Source organism: Allosphingosinicella sp. (genome assembly GCF_059502505.1).
The window spans coordinates 674,900-691,757 of sequence record NZ_JCACEU010000016.1 but is presented as its reverse complement, the minus strand read 5'-3'; the positions used below and the strand labels follow the sequence as shown (position 1 = coordinate 691,757).

The window sequence follows — 16,858 nt, the reverse complement described above, 5'->3', positions numbered from 1 at the left end:
CGCTGCTGCTCGCCTCACGCGAGCCCCAATATCTCTTCGGCCTTCTTGATGTTGGGCGGGGCGCCGATGTCGAACCAGAGCCCTTGATGGACCGCGCCATACAGCCGCTTGTTAGCAATCGCCCGATCCCACAGCAGGTTGGTCGAGAAGGCTCCCTCGGGCAGCTCGCCCTCGAACAGGCGCTTCGAGATCATCTGGATGCCGATATAGACGAACGGCGCGACCGAGCCCGGCTTCCGGCGCTTCAGCGCTCCGGTCGCGCTCATGTGGAAGTCGCCCTGCCCGCTATGGCAATGGGCATGCGCCTGCGGCACGAGCAGGAGCAAGGCGTCCATCTTCGCATCGTCCCAGCTCGAGGCGAGCAGCCGGAGGCTGTCGACCGGGCCGTCGACCCAGAAATTGTCCGAGTTCACGACCAGGAACGGATCGGCATCGATCAGCGGCAGCGCACGGACGAGGCCGCCGCCCGTCTCCAGCAGCTGGTCGCGTTCGTCGGAGACGACGATGTCGATCCCGCGGACGCGGTTCTTCAGATGCGCTTCCAGTGCGTCGGCGAGATAATGGACGTTGACCACGGCTTTCTTCACGCCCGCTGCACGAAGATGATCGAACGTGTGATCGAGCAAAGTCTTGCCGGCGACCGTCACCAGCGGCTTGGGCCGAGTGGCGGTCAGCGGCCGCATGCGCTTGCCGAGGCCTGCCGCCATCACCATCGCCACTTCGGGGAGTTGCCCCTTCGGTTCGGGCCTGAGCGCGAGTTGGCGTTTCGCCCGGGTCACGCCGCGATGCCCGTCGTCCAGACGGCGGCACGCTTCGCAGCCGGCACGTTCTGATCGAACCATGCGCTGACCGGCGCCAGCGCCGGGTGCCGAAGGTCGCGCTCCAGCAGCCCCCACATGCGCGGCTGAAAGCCGGTATAATGCGGCTTCCCGTCCCGCTTCCAAAGGCGCGTGAAGACGCCGAGGATGCGGGTGTTGCGCTGTGCGGCGAGCGCCCAATAAGCGCGCTCGAACGCGTCGCCGTCCCGGATCGCGCTCTTGTAGCGGTCCAGCATCGCCCGCTCGACCGCGGGGGTCACGTCGCGTCGTGCATCCTCCAGCACCGATGCAAGGTCGTAAGCAGGATGCCCCACCACCGCATCCTGGAAATCGAGCAGCCCGAAATGGCGGACATCCTGCTGCCCATCGACGAGCATGATATTCTCGGCATGGAAGTCCCGCAGCACGGTGACGGGTCCGAGCCCGTCCTCGGCGACCCGCCCGAGGACGGTGCGCCACGCATCGCGATAGGCTTCGACATCCACATCCAGACCCAATGTCGTGCAATACCAGTCCGGGAAAAGCGTGAGCTCGTCGAGCCACTGATCCAGCCCGTGCGGCTTCAGACTCGGCATCGGCGGGTGGCGATGGAGATGGACGAGGAGGTCCACGGCGAGCGTGTAGAGCTCCGACTCCCGTTCCGGCGTCACGTCGAGCGTCTCGCGCAGCCTCGTGTCGCCGAAATCGTCGATCAGCAGCAGTCCCTGGTCTAGGTCTCGCGCGAGGATGCGCGGCGCAGACAGGCCTGCCTGGACGAGCCATTCCGCCGCGGCGATGAACGGCCGCGGATCTTCGTGCGGCGGCGGCGCATCCATCAGCACAGCGCGCCTTTCGCCGTCGAGAATGCGGAAATAGCGGCGGAAGCTGGCATCGCCTGCGAGCGGCCGGATCTCTGCGCCCGCCCAGCCATGAGCGGCAAGGAATGCTGGCGCGGACGCGGGCGGAATCATCGGGGAGGCCATCGCCCTTCCCAAGCCGTGGACACATGGGCTGTCAAGGCGCGCACACCCCCCTCCGCGACGACCAGATGAAGCCGCAGGGCGTCTGTCCACAGGCTCGACCCGAGCCGTTCAGGCCATTCGATAATCAGGGCAAAATCCTGCCGCGCGTCGTCGAGCGCAAGCTCGTCCAGCTCCGACGGATCCTCGATCCGGTAGAGGTCGACATGCCAGAGCGGCACCTGCACATCCTCATAGGTCTGGATGATCGGAAAGGTCGGGCTCGCGACTTCGCCCTCGAAGCCCAGGCCGGCCAGCAGACCGCGAGTCAGCGTCGTCTTCCCCGCCCCCAGGTCGCCGAACAGCGCTATGACATCGCCGGGCCGGAGCGCAGTGGCCAGCGCCCGGCCCAGCGCCTCCGTCTCCTCCGCCGAGCCGAGCCGCATCAGCGGCCGCGAGGGAGGCGGATGGTGACGGTGGTCCCCTCCCCCGGCTGAGACTGAAGCTCGATCGTGCCGCCATGGGCCTCGACGAACTGGCGGGCGAGCGGCAGGCCGAGGCCGATCGCCTCCTCCCGTCCAGCACTGCCGTCGCGGGTGCGGTGGAAGCGGTCGAAGACGCGGGTCTGGTCAGCCGGCGCGATCCCCGGGCCATTGTCCGAGATGGTGATCGCGGCCTCGTCCGCACTACCGGCGGCGTGCAGGAGTACTCGCCCGCCAGAGCCGGTGAAATCGACGGCATTCTTGAGCACGTTGCCGATCGCCTGGCCCAGGCGGCGGCGGTCGCCCGCGACCGTACCGACCGAGGGTTCCACCTCGACCGCGAATTCGATGCCTCGCTGGCCGGCTAGGCCATGCACCTCGTTCGCCGCCTCCAGGCTCAGCGACTGAAGGTCGACCGCGTCCTCGGCCAGCAGCAGGCTGCCGCTGTCGCTCTGAGTGAGATCGAGGACATTGTCGATGAGGGCGCCGAGGCGGGCGACCGACTGGAGGATGGCGAGGACATATTCGGATGCCTGAGTGGGAAGCTCGCCAGCATAGCCCTCCGCCAGCATCTCGGCGAAGCCCCCGATCGACGTCAGCGGCGTGCGCAGTTCGTAGCTCATATTGGCAACGAAGGCGGTCTTCAGGCGGTCCGCATCCTCCAGGGCCTCGTTGCGCTCGCGCAGCGCCGTCTCGATCATCCGGCTGCTGGTGATGTCTAGCATCGTGAAGAGCGCATTGCCGTCGGGCAGCGGCACCGCGGCAAATTCGAAGTCGCGGCCGTCGGAGAGGCCGACGCGCCCGCTCCTCTGCTTGCGCTCGACGGTGGCGCTGCGCACCAGCTCGCGCACGATCCCGGCATGATTGGGGTTCTTGAGCTTGGACGCGATGTGCGGCGTCAGCTGGTCGACCCGCGGATGCTCGGCGAGATGCTCCTCCTCGAACTGCCAGATCTCGCGGAAACGGTTGTTCCAGAGATGCAAGCGGCCGTCAGACGCGAACACGCCAACCGCTTCGAACAGATTGTCGAAAGTGGCGGTGCGCACGCGCAGCAACGTGTCCCGGGCGGAGGCGAGCTGGATCTGTTCCGTCCGGTCCTCGAAGATGAGGAGCAGGCCCCGATCGGGGAGCGGCTGCGCCACGACGCGCAGATGCTTGCCGCCGGGAAGCAGCCAATCCTCCTCGTGGGCGGCAAGTCCCGAGGTGAACCAGCGGCCGCGCTCCTGCTTCCAGTCCGGGTAATCGCGGACCTCCGGCAGGTTTCCGGACTCACGCATGCTGTCCAGCACGCGGTTGAACTCCGGATGGTCGGCGAGGAGGTCTGGCCTGAGCGAAAAGAGGCGGGCGAACGGCTGGTTGTAGAAGATCAAGGTGCGGTCGCGGCCGAATTGCGCGACGCCGGCGGAGAGACGGTCGAGCATGTCCCGCTGGGCACGGGCGAAGCGGGCCAGCTCCGCATGCGCCTGCTCCAGATCTTCGACGTCGATTGCATATCCCGCGACGCCATTGGCGCCGAGCGGCACCTCGACGACGCGCATCATCCGGCGCTCGCCGGCGATCGTGGCGGGAACGGTGCGAGCGACTGCCTCGCCTTTCTCGCGGACCGCAGCGGCCTGACTGAGCGGGGTGCGGCCTTCGCTCTCGTCGACCAGTTCGATACCGGCCTTGATCACCGCCAGGCCGTCCTGCGCCTCGACCGCCGCGACATAGGCGCTGTTGACCATCGCCAGCCTGAGGTCCGGCCCTCGATGCCACATCGGGAAGGGCGCGGCCTCGATGAGCGAGGAGAGGCCGTTAAGCGCGCTGCTCAGCCGCTCGACCTCGGCACCGAGCGACGTCGTCTGCTCCTCGGCCGTGGTGGCATCGTTGAACCAGAGCAGGACCGAGCCGGTCGGATAAGGCGGAGGCGCCGGCCCACCTTCCACCCGCAGCACCCGGGCTGACCCCTGCGGCCGAAGCGGCAACGAGAAGCTCGCCCCCGTCGTCGCCGCCTCGCGCACCCGGATGCCGAGCGCATCGAGATCGCGCTGGCTGAGCCCCGTCTCGCCGGCGGAAAGGCTGCCGAAAAAAGCCGGCGCCTCAGGCAGGCCGAGCATGTCGGCGAGACGCTGCCCGGCCTCGATCCCCTGATCCTCATGCACCACCGCAGGGACGAGCGGACCTGCGTCGAGCAGCGCCTGGTACATCTGTCGGCCTGCCGACGCTGCCGCGCCGGCAGCACTGCGCCGCGCGCCGCGAACGACGAGCCACAGCGCCAGTGCCAGCCAGAGGCCGGACACCAACGCAATGATCGCCAGAGCCGTGCGGGAAATTTCGACGAAGCCCATCTTCGGCCAAGCTCTAGGGCGATCCGACGATCAGCAAAAGGGACGGAAATGAAAAAGGGCGGAGCGCCACCAGGCGCCCCGCCCTGAGTTAATCGACAGCGGACTTAGAAGCCGGTTAGCGCGCCGAGGTCCGTCCTAACGCCGACGTAGAAGTAACGACCCACCGGGCTCAGCGGGTAGGCGCCGCCGGAAGAGACGGACGGCTTCTGATCGGTGAAGTTGTTGACGCCGGCATAGATGTTGAAATTGTCGTCCACGTCGTAGCCGACCTGGATGTCATGCTCCCAGCGCTCCTTGTAGCGCAGGAAGTTCGGCGCCGCGCGATCCGGGTCGGCCCGGGTCTGCTCGCGGGTGTAGCGGCGGACCTTGTCCTGCCAGGCAAGACCGTAATTCACCGTCAGCGGCCCCTTGGTCCAGGTGAGGTCGAACGTGCCGACCCATTTCGGAGCCGAAGCCAGATCGAGTTCGCCGGCATCCTCGTCGGGCTCGGCGCCCGGCGTGTTGATGAAGGTCAACCGATCCAGATAGCCGCCGACCAGGCGCACATTGAAGGTCCCGAGATCCGGCGAGGGATTGAACCGATAGTTCACCGTCAGGTCGGCACCGCGGACCAGGAACTTGGCGACGTTCTGCGGCGTGACCGTGAAGCCATTGGCGAAGCCAAGCGTCGGTCCCGGCGTGGTGTCGCGCGAGGTCAGCGGACAGAAGGGGTTCTCCAGCGTCGGCTGGTCTACGCAAAGCTCGAACGCCTGCTGGGCCGTGAAGGTGTTGATCGTGTCCCTGATCTTAATGTCGTAGCCGTCGAGCGCGACCGAGAAACCGGGAATGAAGCGCGGCCGGAGCACGACGCCGGCAGTGATCGTCTTCGCGGTCTCTTCCTGAAGGTCCGGATTGCCGCCGGTCTGACCAAGTCGGCTGGTGCTCTGCTCCGGATCGCTGGATGGGCTGAAGGCCGCGATCTGGGCCGGCGTCAGCCCGAGATTGGCGAGAAGCGCCGCGCAATTGGCGGCGCGGGTGGACGTGCCTTGGTCCCTGTTCTCGGCGTCGCACGGGTCGGTGATGAAAGCGAACGAGCCGGAGAGCGGCGCGAACAGCTCGTTGATGTTCGGCGCGCGCACGGACTGCGAATAGGTCCCGCGGAAGCTGATGTCGCGGATCGGCGCGTAGACGGCATCGAACTTATAGGTCGTGGTGCTGCCGACGGTGGAATAGTCGGAGAAGCGGACCGCCGCGCCAACCGAGAGGTTCTCCGCGAACGGCACGTTCTTGAGGATCGGCACGTTCAATTCGCCGTAGACCTCCTTCACGTCATACTCGCCGCTCTCGATTTCGATTTCCGACGAATCGAGGAGGAGGCCCTGCTGAGTCACGTCCGACGGAATCGTGCGGCTCTTCTCCTTCCGATATTCGGCGCCGAGCGCGAAGCCGACGGGTCCTCCGGGAAGCTCGAAGGCAAAGCCGAAGTCGCCGGCCAGATAGGCCGAGACGACCTGCTGCGTAACCTGGGCAAAATCGGTGTGGTCGACGAGCACGAAGTCGAGACCCGACTGGTTGGCGGAGCCAAGGATGGTCAGCGGCTGGCACTCACCCGGCTGGAACGTGACCGGCACGTCGCCGAAGTTGTTCGGGTCGATGACCGTCTCACCCGGCAGGTTGATGCGGCAGGTGATCTGGCCTGTGGCCGGGTCGACGACCGCATCGAGCGCGGCGAAATAGCGATCGCTCAGACGATCGTTCGACGACAGTGTCTTGGCCCGCGATCGGCCATGATTGTAGGAGACTTCATAGCGAAGCCAGTCGGTGAGGCTGCCGTCGAAACCGATCACGCCGCGCAGCGTCTCGCGCTCCGAGCGGTTGCCGCGAATGCCGAAATCAAGGTTGTCGCGCGACACGAAGGCCCCGTCGACTGCACCCGGGAAGCGCTGGTTCAGATACGCATTGTCGCCCGCAAGATATAGCCCGAAGTCGAATGACGGCTGCGAGATCGTGTAAGCAGTCGTGTCGGCATATTTGGCTTCCGCGAATAGCCGGACCGCCGGGCTGAACTCGTAGCTGGCGAGCAGGTTGAGGTTGTGACGCTCCAGATAGGGCAGGAAATCGCCGAAATATCCTGCGGTGGGCGTGTTCGATGAACCGTTGACCGCGCGTCCGCCTGTGCCGGGCAGAAACGTACCCGGATCGTAGACGTCGCCGTCCCCTTCGAAGTCGGGAATGAAGTCGAGATCAATGTCGACGGCACCGTTGGGGGCGCTGTCCGACCAGCCAACGAAATTGTAGAGGATCCGGTCCGGCTGGTTGGGATCGTCACTGGCGCCACGCTCGGTCGGGTCCTGGAGCAGTTCGAAGCGACGGGCAGGGTCGCCCGTGAACGGCCGGTCCTTGTCGTTCAGCCGGTCGGAATTGGTATATTCGTAGGCGACCGCGATATTGCCGCGGCCGTCAGCGAAATTCTTGCCGGCGACGATGCTGCCGAAGCGATTGCCGGCATCACCTGACTCCGAGATGCCGATCTGACCACGCGCGCGCAGGCCCTCGAAATTGCGCTTCAGCACGAAGTTGACGACGCCGGACACGCCGTCAGCGCCGTAAATGGCCGAGAAGCCGCCCGTGAGCACGTCAATGCGCTCGATGAGGTCGTTGGGTATCGAGTTGACGTCGACCGAGCTCGTGCCCGGATAGGCGGCGACGTGGCGGCGGCCGTTGACCAGCACCAGGGTGCGCTCGAAGCCCAGGTTGCGCAGGTTGAGGAGGTTGAGGCCAGCCGACGGGGCCAGTCCGATGCCGTTAGATCCCGAGGTCAGGGTGCTGGTGATCGAGCCGACCAGCGCGGGCGAATCCGCGAGGAAGTCCGTGATGTTGATGTCGCCCGATTGCTCGATCGCCTCGGAAGTGAACGACTGGACCGGGCTCGGCGAAGAAAGTTCCGGACGCGCGATACGAGAACCGGTCACTACGATCGTGTTCTGACCCGTGCCCGTCTCGAGCGGGCCGGCGACCTCAGCCGCTGTCGCGCTGACATCGGAATCACTCTGCGGGCTCTGCGCCGCATCGTCGTCCTGCAACGACGATTCCGAACCGCCCGGAGGCGCCTGACGCTGGCCGGTCTGCGCCCAGGCCGCAGTCGGAGCGGCTGCCAGAAGGGCCAGAACGGAAGCGGAAAGGCAGAATCTGCCGGTGAGATCGGTGCGGCGCATGCTTCATCCCCAAAGCTTTTGAATAGCCCTGCCTACAGGCCGAGCACGGAAAACAAACAGCAAACCAGCCTATCGGGCACGCTTATTTTCGAAACCGTGACAATCCTGCAACAACTTCCGCCGTAGCTGATCCGCGCGGGTGCTGGCAGCGCCTTCAGGGCCAGTCCGGATCGTAACGGATGGTGTTGAGCAGCTCCTCGCTTGCCGGTCCGATGGAAATCGGATTGCGGATGCCATGCAGCAGCTCGACGTCGAAAATCTCGTCGATCTGGCTGTGGTAGCGAATGAACTCGACGATCCTTCCTGACCGCAGATCGACGACGAGGATGCCGCACCACGGCTCCTGCCCTCGCCGCTCGAGCTCCCGCGCGATGGGCAGATCCCCAAAGTGGTCGTGGCGCGGCTTGGACACGCCGACCACGGCATGGGCTCCAATCACGACCATGCCCCGCAGGAAACCGGGGCAGAAGGCAAGCGCTTCCGGTTCTCCGCCACTGGATTTCAGCCGGACGATGTTGCCACGGCCGGAGTCGAGCAACAGCACATCAGTGCCTGCAGTTCTGGGGCTGTGGGGCATCGACAGACCGCTCGCCATCACTCGGTCTGTCGCTACATCGATCAGCACGCCGCCTTGCGCCTTGGCCTCTCTCCACCCGTCTGCCGTATCGGCAGTTCCGAGCGCCGTGACGTAGCGCGGCTTGCCGTGCTGCATGGCGATGCCGTTTAGATGGCAGCGATCTTCGGGCAAGAGCGCGGAAATGAAGCTCGGCTTCCACACGGGGCGGAAGCTGAACATGTCGTCCAACGTGGCGAGGCAGGAATAGCGGCTGTTGACGAAGACCACCTGCCCATCGCCATCGACGGACAGCTCGTGCGTGTCGACATAGCCTGTCGTGTGCGCCTCGCGAGGCACGAGAAAGCAATCGTGAGCATTGTTCGCATATTCACCCTGCCGCAGCAGGTTGCGAAGCTTCCAGATCTGGAACAGCGAAGCGACGTAGAGAGTGCCTGCGTGGTAGTGCAGCCCCATCGCACGCGCATAGTTCTGCTCGCTGAATGCCAGTCGCCCGTCGGGCGCCACCCCGGCGAGAATCAGCCTGCCGGTCTGGTAGGACGTGTAGGCCAACGAGACCTGGTGCCGCAGCAGCCAGGCGGCCATCCCCCGCGAGACGCTGATCGCGGCCGGTTCGTCGGGTCCCGGCCCGACCGGCTGGAGGAAGCGGCCTGCGTCGTCGATCATGGCTATCGCCTGTCTGCGCGCCACGCGCACGGCAAGACAAGAAAAAGAGGCGAAGCGCCGAAGCCCCCCGCCCCCAAAATGCTCCCATCAGCTCAGAACTTGAAGCCTGCGCCGATCCTGAAATAGCGGCCGCGGATCGCATCGAAATAGGTCACGCTGCCGCCATTGCCGGGCACCGGGAAGGGCTGGTTGGTGTCGAACAGATTGTCGACGACGATCGAGAACCGGAAGTCCCGGGCGATTTCGTAGCTCAGCGACAGGTTGACCAGCAGCAGGTCGTCCACCTCGGGGAACTCGAACGCTTCCAGCGGCTGATCCGGGTCGTTGAGCGTCTCGCCGATATATTCGAACTGCCATTGCATCGCGAACCCTTCGTTCTTGTACGTGAGGTTCGTCGTCGCCTGATGCTTGGAATAGCCGATGCTGTCGTCGAGAGTCGTGATGTCGGCAGCGCCGACCCGCAGCGTATTCTTGTGATTGTAGAGATAGTTCACGCCGAGGCTCAGCGAACTCCGTTCGCCAAGGAAAGGGGTATCGATGCGATAGGCAAGCTCGGCGAGCAGGCCTTCGAAGTTGAGCTGGGCCGCATTCTCGAAGTTCGTTTCGATGAAGGTGACCTGGCCGTCGTCATCGCGCGTAATCAGATTGCAGAAATTGGTGCCTGAAGCGGAGATGACATTCGGGAAATCAGGCGAGTCGTAGCAGGCCTGCAGCACATTGGTCGCCGTCAGCGGCTGGACCGCGTTGTCGACCTGAATGTCCACCCAATCCACCGCCAGCGTGAGATTGGGGACGAACCGCGGGCGCAGCACCGCGCCGACGGTCCAGGCGTCGGCCGTTTCGTTGATCAGGCCGGCATTGCCCGACAGCACGCCTGTCGACGTGAAATTGACGATGTTAGAATTGAAGTCTGCCGGCAATCCGTCGGCCGCGCAATTGGCCGCGCGGACGCTGGGGTTGGGGCCGCCGTCGATGAAACGCGAGTCGCACGGATCGTTGGCGGTCGTGAAGATCTGGCTGCGCGGATTGAAGAATTCCGTAATCGCTGGCGACCGCACGGACCGCGTATAATTGCCTCGGAAGGTGATATCGCGGATCGGCTGATAGGTGAGGTCGACCGTGTAGGTCGGGTCCGCACCGGAAAGCGAATGGTCGATGTAACGGATCGCGCCATGCAGCTCGAGTGAATGGACGGCCGGAATGTCATTGTCCGGCCCGAGGATTGGGATTGTCAGCTCACCGAACACCTCGTCGGTGTTGAACCGACCTGAAACCGGATCGATGAGCGCGTTCTGCCCGAACTGGACGCGGTCGTTGGCGGGATCGCCATCGCCGTTCGTATCGGTTGTCGGATCGGGATCGGGCCCGCCCCCGAGATAAGCACCGGGGTCGAACTCCGTGGTCTCCTTCCTGTGCTCGTAGCCGACCGCGAATTTCACGGCACCGCCGGGAAGGTCAAACAGTGGCCCGCTGACCGACGTCGTCACCACCCACTGGTCGTTCACGGAACGTGGATCGGTAATGGCCGTGACGTAATCACGAGCCGCCTGGCTGATGTTGCGACCGAACGGATTGAGCGGCGCGCAGGTCGAGCTCACGGTCGCCACCGCCGCATTCACAGCGCCTGGGGCGCAGACGATGTTGCCGCTGGAGTCGCGCACGGAGTTCAGCGCATTCAGCAGGTTTTGGTGGACGATCTGCCGCCCGTTTCCTTCGCTGGTGGACTTGCCGTAATTGCCGACCAGCTCGAACGTCATCTCGCGTCCGAACGCACCGAAGGTGCCGTCGAGGCCGCCGACCACGCGCCACAGCTCGATCGTCGAAGAAGCGAGGCCCGAGGTAAGATCCGTATTCGCCCGCTGCACCTGGAATGTATCTTGGCTGTCCGAGAACGGATTGGCGGCAAGGTTGGCGATGATCAGCTCGCGCGCCGCCGGATCGAGGAACGGGTTGTCGACGCTGACGACGAAGTTCCCGCCCGGCGCCCCGGGGGGCTGACCGAACAGATAGAGATTATATTCCGGCTGCGCGCGAAATTGCGTGCCCTTGCTGTTGGCATACCAACCTTCGCCGAACAGCCGGATGTTGTCGGTCACCTGGAATTGCGCCAGCGCGACGCCGATATAGCGCCGGGTGGGCGACAGCAGGTTGCCAGGCAAAGCGAAGCCGCTGCCGCCCTCGGAGGTGATGAGATCTCCCGACTCGCGGCTGCCGAAGTCGATCGGCACCAAAGAGCCGTTCGGCGCGAACATCAGCGGATTGCCGTTCAGCGGGTCCGCAGGATTGTCGGTGATGCCGGCCTGGATGCCGAAGGCTCCGGCATTCGTTGGCGACAGAACGATGAAGTTCGTGACCGACGGTATGCCGTTCTCCGAAATCGACGGAATACGCCGGTCGTTGAACAGCTCATTTTCGAACGGCGCGTCCGGATCGGCCGGGATCGTGAAGAAGCGGTTCAGGCCGGAGCCCGGGCGGGATTCGAAATCGAGCCCGCCCGTCTCGTTATATTCCGCGGCGATCATGATGTTGCCGCGGCCTTCGGCGAAGTTGGTGCCGATCGCGCCGCGGATGCGGTAGTCGTGGGCATCACCGCGCTCTGAGATCGAGGCTTGGCCATCGAGCTGAAAGCCCTCGAACGTGCGCTTGGTAATGACGTTGACCGTGCCGGCGATCGCGTCCGAGCCGTAGATCGGAGCGCCGCCGATCGCAATCGTCTCGACGCGGTCGACGATCACAGTGGGAATAACGTTGAAGTCGACCTGACCACCGGGTCCGCCGGCGCTGGGGCCGAAGATCGACGCGGTGTTCGAGCTGACGAACCGACGGCCGTTGACGGTGGTCAGCGTGCGCTGATCACCCAGGCCGAAGAAGTTGACGAAGCTCTGGCCGGAGCCGATCGCGCCACCCTGGCCGGCGCCGACGGGGCTGGAACCGGGCACGCCGAACGCCGGCAACTCCTGCAGGGCGTCGGCTATGTTGGTGTAGCCGCGGGTCTCGATCTGCTCGCTGCCGAGCACGACCGTTGGCTGCGCGGAGTCGAAATTGGCGCGCGGGATGCGCGAGCCGGTAACGACGATCGAACCTTCCTCCTGCGCATCGCCTGGGGGCGGCGCCGTGCCGAGGGCGGAGAGGCAGGCGTCGCGCTCGGCGCCCGCGAGATCGTCGCAGGCCTCAGCCGTCTGCGCGGCCTGGACCTGCTGCTCCTCCGTCTGCGCCGCGGCCGGCGTGGCCACGCTCGCAAGGGCGATGGCGAGCATGGAAACGGAACCGGCTGATATCCCTGGCAATCGGCGCATCTTCAATCCCCTCGTTGACCACCTGCGAAGGCGATGTTTCGAGTGGCGCTCATTTCATGGGCGATGCACGGTGCGTTTCGACAAACCTCCGGCATATTTCGACAGACGGCCGCTCGCCGGCGACAAAGGCCTCTTAAAGCAAAGCAAAACGGCTGCCGGCGCTGGTGCGCCGACAGCCGCTTGTCGAACCAGAGAGACGTTTAGTAGCGGTAATGATCCGGCTTGAACGGCCCTTCGACGGGCACGCCGATATAGCTGGCTTGCTTCTCGGTGAGCTTGCTGAGCTTCACGCCCAGCTTCTCGAGGTGGAGCGCGGCCACCTTCTCGTCGAGATGCTTCGGCAGAACGTAGACCTCGTTCTTATACTTGTCGCCGCCGGTCCAGATCTCGATCTGCGCCAGCACCTGGTTGGTGAAGCTGGAGCTCATCACGAAGCTCGGATGGCCGGTGGCGTTGCCGAGGTTCACGAGGCGGCCCTTCGACAGGACGATGATCTTCTTGCCGTCCGGGAACTCGACCTCGTCGACCTGCGGCTTGATCTCGGTCCACTTCATGTTCTGAAGCGCGCCGATCTGGATCTCGCTGTCGAAGTGGCCGATGTTGCAGACGATCGCCATGTTCTTCATCGCCCGCATGTGATCGACGGTGATGACGTCGGCATTGCCGGTCGCAGTGACGAAGATGTCGGCGCGGGTGGCGGCCTCCTCCATCGTCACGACCTCATAACCTTCCATCGCCGCCTGCAGCGCGCAGATCGGGTCGACCTCGGTGACGATCACGCGCGCACCGCCATTGCGGAGCGAGGCGGCCGAGCCCTTGCCGACATCGCCGAAGCCGGCGACGCAGGCGATCTTGCCGGCGAGCATGACGTCGGTGCCGCGGCGGATCGCGTCGACCAGGCTCTCCTTGCAGCCATAGAGATTGTCGAACTTCGACTTGGTGACGCTGTCGTTGACGTTGATCGCCGGGAACGGGAGCTTGCCCTTCTTGGCGAGCTCGTAGAGGCGGTGGACACCGGTGGTGGTCTCCTCGGAGACGCCCTTGATCGCCTGGACCGTCTTGGTGAGGTAGCCCGGACGCTCGGCGACGAAGCGCTTCAGCGTCGCGACGAAGATCTCCTCTTCCTCATTCTCCGGTGTCAGCAGTTCCTCACCAGCCTCGACGCGCGCGCCCCAGAGCGCGAACATGGTGGCGTCGCCGCCATCGTCCAGGATCATGTTGCAGGTCTGGTCGCGGCCCCAGTCGAAGATGCGGACGACGTAATCCCAATATTCCTCGAGCGTCTCGCCCTTGACGGCGAAGACCGGAATGCCCCGCGCGGCGATGGCGGCGGCGGCGTGGTCCTGCGTCGAGAAGATGTTGCACGAGGCCCAGCGGATCTCGGCGCCGAGCTCGATCAGGGTTTCGATCAGCACCGCGGTCTGGATCGTCATGTGCAGGGAGCCGGTGATCCGCGCGCCCTTCAGCGGCTTCGACGCGCCATATTCCTGGCGCAGCGCCATCAGGCCCGGCATCTCGGTCTCGGCGATCTCGATCTCCTTGCGGCCAAAGCCGGCAAGGTTGAGGTCGCGAACGACATAGTCGGTAAAGGTCGGCTGAGGCTGAGTCGCCACGGGTTGCTCCTGATCAAAAGTGAGGGAAAGGTGAGCCCTATGAGCGGCTCCCTTACCCTCCTCACATCAGAGATGCAAATATAAAGATATCTTTATATGTGGCTGACCAGCCCCTCAGGCGAGCGCAGCCCGGGAGAGCGGACGTCGCCTGATCACTCCGCCGACGATGGCGAATCCGGCGATCAGCATCATCCACGACGCCGGCTCGGGAATCGCGTCAGAAACCTGGTAGCTGATCGAAATCTGGTCGACGAAATAAGGCGTCGACAGCGACACGAGCGTCGACCCGCTCAGCCCATCGAAGCTGAACGCAGCGGCATTGTTCGCGCCATAGATGAGCGACAGGCAATTGCCGCAACCGGCATCGACCGGATTGGCCGGGAGGCCGGATGCATTCTGGAAGAGGATCGAGCCCTCGTTGGAGGCGCCGGCAGCCTCCTGATCCTCCGCCCCGTAAAAGTTGACCCCGAAGAACTGCTCGCCTGCGCCCGGCACGCCGAACAGGCCGTCCAGGCTGATCGAGAACTGGATCGTGTCGCCGTCATTCACCTCGAACGGGAGCGGATCGAGCGGGTCGAGGATGAGCGTTCCGGTCTGGTAGCTTCTGCCGTTCGCGACGAACGAGCCGTAGGTGGTGTTCGCGACCTGCCCGCTCGCCTGGACGATGATCGTCGCGGCATCGGCCGAGATGGAAACTGCGGCGGCCGAGAACGCGAGGCTTCCGAGCAAGGCATAGCGGGCGAGATTTCCCGAGCAGGTCATGATGTGTCCCCCGATTGAGCTTGATCTTCGCAAATCTACCATCGGGCTGGCGGCCGCTGCACCTCTCGGAACCGAGAGGCCGAGCAGATTGTGCGACCGCGGGACGGTTGCCCCCGGCTCGTTGACCCGTCGTTAACCCGCTGATAGGCTTGATGCTTCTCCGGGTGGGGCCGGCACATGCTCGACCGTCTGATGTCCGTCATGGAACCCGTCGTCGCGGCTGCGTCGGCCGAGGGGGCCAGTCGCCTTTTCTTCAAGACTGCGGCCGCCGAGTTCGGCGCAACCTACCTGCAGACGCGCCTCTATCGCCGCCCACGCGGCTCGCTGACGCCGCACTCGCACCTGCGCGCGGGCGGAGTCGTCGTTCGCGAGGCGCCGTCCTCGTGGGACGGGAGCGCGGCCTTCAACTATGTCTGTCTTGAGTGCAATCCCCTGGTCGAAGCGATCCGTCGCGGCCTCACTCGCTATCGGTTCAGCGACTTCGCGCCGCACAATGTGCGCGCGTTCGGCATCTATTGGGAAGCGATGGGGGAAGCGGGCATCGCCGACGCCTATTGCGCGACGGCCTACGCCAGCGGCGACCGGATCGCGTCCCTGCATCTCGGCTTCGGGACAAGAGAGATGAGCCCCCATGTGGAGCCGATGCTGCGGATGGCGGGAGCGATGCTCGTCGAGAAGCTGATCGAGTCCGACCGAAGCGAGGGGGCGAATGAGCCGGGGCCGGCGCTGACCGGCCGCGAACGCGACAGCCTCAGCTTCGTTGCCGAGGGCAAGACCGACTGGGAGATCGCGACCATCCTCGGCGTATCCGAAACGACGGCGCGCTTTCATGTCGACAATGCGCGCCGCAAGCTCGGCGCCGTCAATCGCGCGCACGCCGTCGCCCGATTCCTCGGCGCCTCTGGTCCCCACTAAGGGCCCGCCGCTCAGGCGGTGCCGGACTCTGCCGTGAGGAGACGCGTGTCGATGCCGGCGCTCTTGAATGCCGCTGCCCAGCGCGAATTGACGTCGCATTCGTAGAGTAAGGCGTCGTCGCCCGGCGTGGCGAACCAGCCGTTGCCGCACATCTCCTCCTCGAGCTGGCCGGCGCCCCACCCGGCATAGCCCAAGGCGGCGATCCAGCGGGTCGGCCCCTTCCCCTCAGCGATGGCGCGCAGGATGTCGAGCGTCGCGGAGAGCGCCCAGCGATTGCTCACCTGCAGGCTGTCCTGACCGCCCCAGTCGAGCGAATGGAGCAGGAAGCCGCGCTGCGGCTCGACCGGTCCGCCAAGGTGGATCGGCACGTCCGGAGCGACGCCAGGATCGATGTCGAGCTGCCGGAGCAGATCGTGGAAATGAATGCGCGGGATCAGCCGCCCCAGGCCGATGCCGAGCGCACCATCCTCGTCATGCGAGCACATTGCGATCACCGCCCGTTCGAAGCGCGGATCGCCGATCCCGGGCATGGCGAGAAGCAGCTGGCCGGTGAGGAATTTCGGCTCTTCCATGGCCTGCCTATAGGCCCGGCGCAGCGGCCGGAACAACCGGGCAAGCCCCTTTCCCGCGACGGACCGCATTGCTACAGCGCCCGCGGCTGCAGAGGTGGAGAACGGAAAATGAGCATCAGCGTCGGCGAGCGGATCCCCGAGGCCACCTTCATCCAGGCCACAGCGGAAGGACCCAAGCCGGTCGACAGCGACAGCTTCTTCAAGGGCCGCCGCGTCGCGCTCTTCGCCGTGCCCGGCGCCTTCACGCCGACCTGTTCCGCGCGCCACCTCCCCGGCTTCGTCGAGAAAGCCGACCAGCTGAAGGCCAAGGGCGTCGACGAGATCGCCTGCACATCCGTCAACGATGCTTTCGTGCTCGGCGCCTGGGCGCAGAATGGCGAAGCAACGGACAAGGTGACGATGCTGGCCGACGGCAATGGCGATTTCGCTCGCGCGATCGGGCTCGAATTCGACGCCGGCAAGTTCGGCATGGGCCGCCGCAGCCAACGTTACTCGATGGTCGTTAACGACGGCGTCGTCGAGCAGCTGAACATCGAGGAGCCGGGCGCCTTCAACGTCTCCAGCGCCGATTACATGCTCGAACGGCTCTAACCGGGCGGGCCGGATTCGGCCTGCCCCTGCCCTGCACCTTCCTGCCTGAGGCAGTGAAACCGGCGCCCACTCTCCTGCATTGATTGGGAAAATTCCCAGCCTCCAGGAGA

At 65.0% G+C, this 16,858-nt stretch carries 12 protein-coding genes; 2 read left to right on the top strand and 10 right to left on the bottom strand.

The features are described 5' to 3' along the window. Positions 1 to 14: 14 nt before the first annotated feature. The 9 genes from AC5JBD_RS11575 to AC5JBD_RS11535 all read right to left on the bottom strand — a co-directional run bounded on the left by AC5JBD_RS11575 (position 15) and on the right by AC5JBD_RS11535 (position 14,670). A complete protein-coding gene (locus tag AC5JBD_RS11575) occupies positions 15 to 713 on the bottom strand; it encodes a nucleotidyltransferase family protein (protein ID WP_495722006.1) in 699 nt (232 codons plus the stop codon). A gap of 62 nt (positions 714 to 775) precedes the next feature. Beyond that, complete coding sequence (locus AC5JBD_RS11570; protein WP_495722005.1) at positions 776 to 1,768, bottom strand: aminoglycoside phosphotransferase family protein; 993 nt, start codon at positions 1,766 to 1,768, stop codon at positions 776 to 778. After that, positions 1,765 to 2,202 (bottom strand): tRNA (adenosine(37)-N6)-threonylcarbamoyltransferase complex ATPase subunit type 1 TsaE, encoded by a 438-nt coding sequence (gene tsaE / locus AC5JBD_RS11565; protein ID WP_495721945.1) that lies wholly within the window; start codon positions 2,200 to 2,202, stop codon positions 1,765 to 1,767. Before tsaE ends, AC5JBD_RS11570 begins: the two co-directional genes overlap by 4 nt. Next, a complete protein-coding gene (locus tag AC5JBD_RS11560; RefSeq protein WP_495721944.1) occupies positions 2,202 to 4,565 on the bottom strand; it encodes a sensor histidine kinase in 2,364 nt (787 codons plus the stop codon). Before AC5JBD_RS11560 ends, tsaE begins: the two co-directional genes overlap by 1 nt. Before the next feature lie 104 nt (positions 4,566 to 4,669). After that, a complete protein-coding gene (locus AC5JBD_RS11555; RefSeq protein ID WP_495721943.1) occupies positions 4,670 to 7,759 on the bottom strand; it encodes a TonB-dependent receptor plug domain-containing protein in 3,090 nt (1,029 codons plus the stop codon). A gap of 154 nt (positions 7,760 to 7,913) precedes the next feature. After that, positions 7,914 to 8,999 carry a TIGR03032 family protein gene (locus tag AC5JBD_RS11550; protein ID WP_495721942.1) on the bottom strand — a complete coding sequence of 362 codons (1,086 nt, stop codon included), beginning with the start codon at positions 8,997 to 8,999 and terminating at the stop codon, positions 7,914 to 7,916. A 92-nt stretch (positions 9,000 to 9,091) separates the two neighbouring features. Beyond that, complete coding sequence (locus AC5JBD_RS11545; protein ID WP_495721941.1) at positions 9,092 to 12,256, bottom strand: TonB-dependent receptor domain-containing protein; 3,165 nt, start codon at positions 12,254 to 12,256, stop codon at positions 9,092 to 9,094. 239 nt (positions 12,257 to 12,495) lie between these two features. Further along, the gene (gene ahcY / locus AC5JBD_RS11540) at positions 12,496 to 13,908 is read right to left on the bottom strand and encodes an adenosylhomocysteinase (RefSeq protein WP_495721940.1); all 1,413 of its coding nucleotides are present in this window, start codon (positions 13,906 to 13,908) and stop codon (positions 12,496 to 12,498) included. 114 nt (positions 13,909 to 14,022) lie between these two features. Next, positions 14,023 to 14,670 (bottom strand): PEPxxWA-CTERM sorting domain-containing protein, encoded by a 648-nt coding sequence (locus AC5JBD_RS11535; RefSeq protein ID WP_495721939.1) that lies wholly within the window; start codon positions 14,668 to 14,670, stop codon positions 14,023 to 14,025. A 177-nt stretch (positions 14,671 to 14,847) separates the two neighbouring features. On the opposite strand from AC5JBD_RS11535, the gene AC5JBD_RS11530 reads away from it, so the two are divergent. Beyond that, on the top strand, positions 14,848 to 15,585 hold the full coding sequence (locus AC5JBD_RS11530) for a helix-turn-helix transcriptional regulator (protein ID WP_495721938.1): 738 nt from the start codon (positions 14,848 to 14,850) through the stop codon (positions 15,583 to 15,585). Positions 15,586 to 15,596: 11 nt separating this feature from the next. On the opposite strand, the gene AC5JBD_RS11525 is transcribed toward AC5JBD_RS11530, so the two are convergent. Beyond that, positions 15,597 to 16,157 carry a YqgE/AlgH family protein gene (locus tag AC5JBD_RS11525; RefSeq protein ID WP_495721937.1) on the bottom strand — a complete coding sequence of 187 codons (561 nt, stop codon included), beginning with the start codon at positions 16,155 to 16,157 and terminating at the stop codon, positions 15,597 to 15,599. Between the two features lie 108 nt (positions 16,158 to 16,265). Here AC5JBD_RS11525 and AC5JBD_RS11520 point away from each other — a divergent pair, with 108 nt between their 5' ends. Next, positions 16,266 to 16,748: a peroxiredoxin gene (locus tag AC5JBD_RS11520; RefSeq protein ID WP_495721936.1), complete on the top strand. Its 483-nt coding sequence runs from the start codon at positions 16,266 to 16,268 to the stop codon at positions 16,746 to 16,748. Positions 16,749 to 16,858 lie beyond the last annotated feature (110 nt).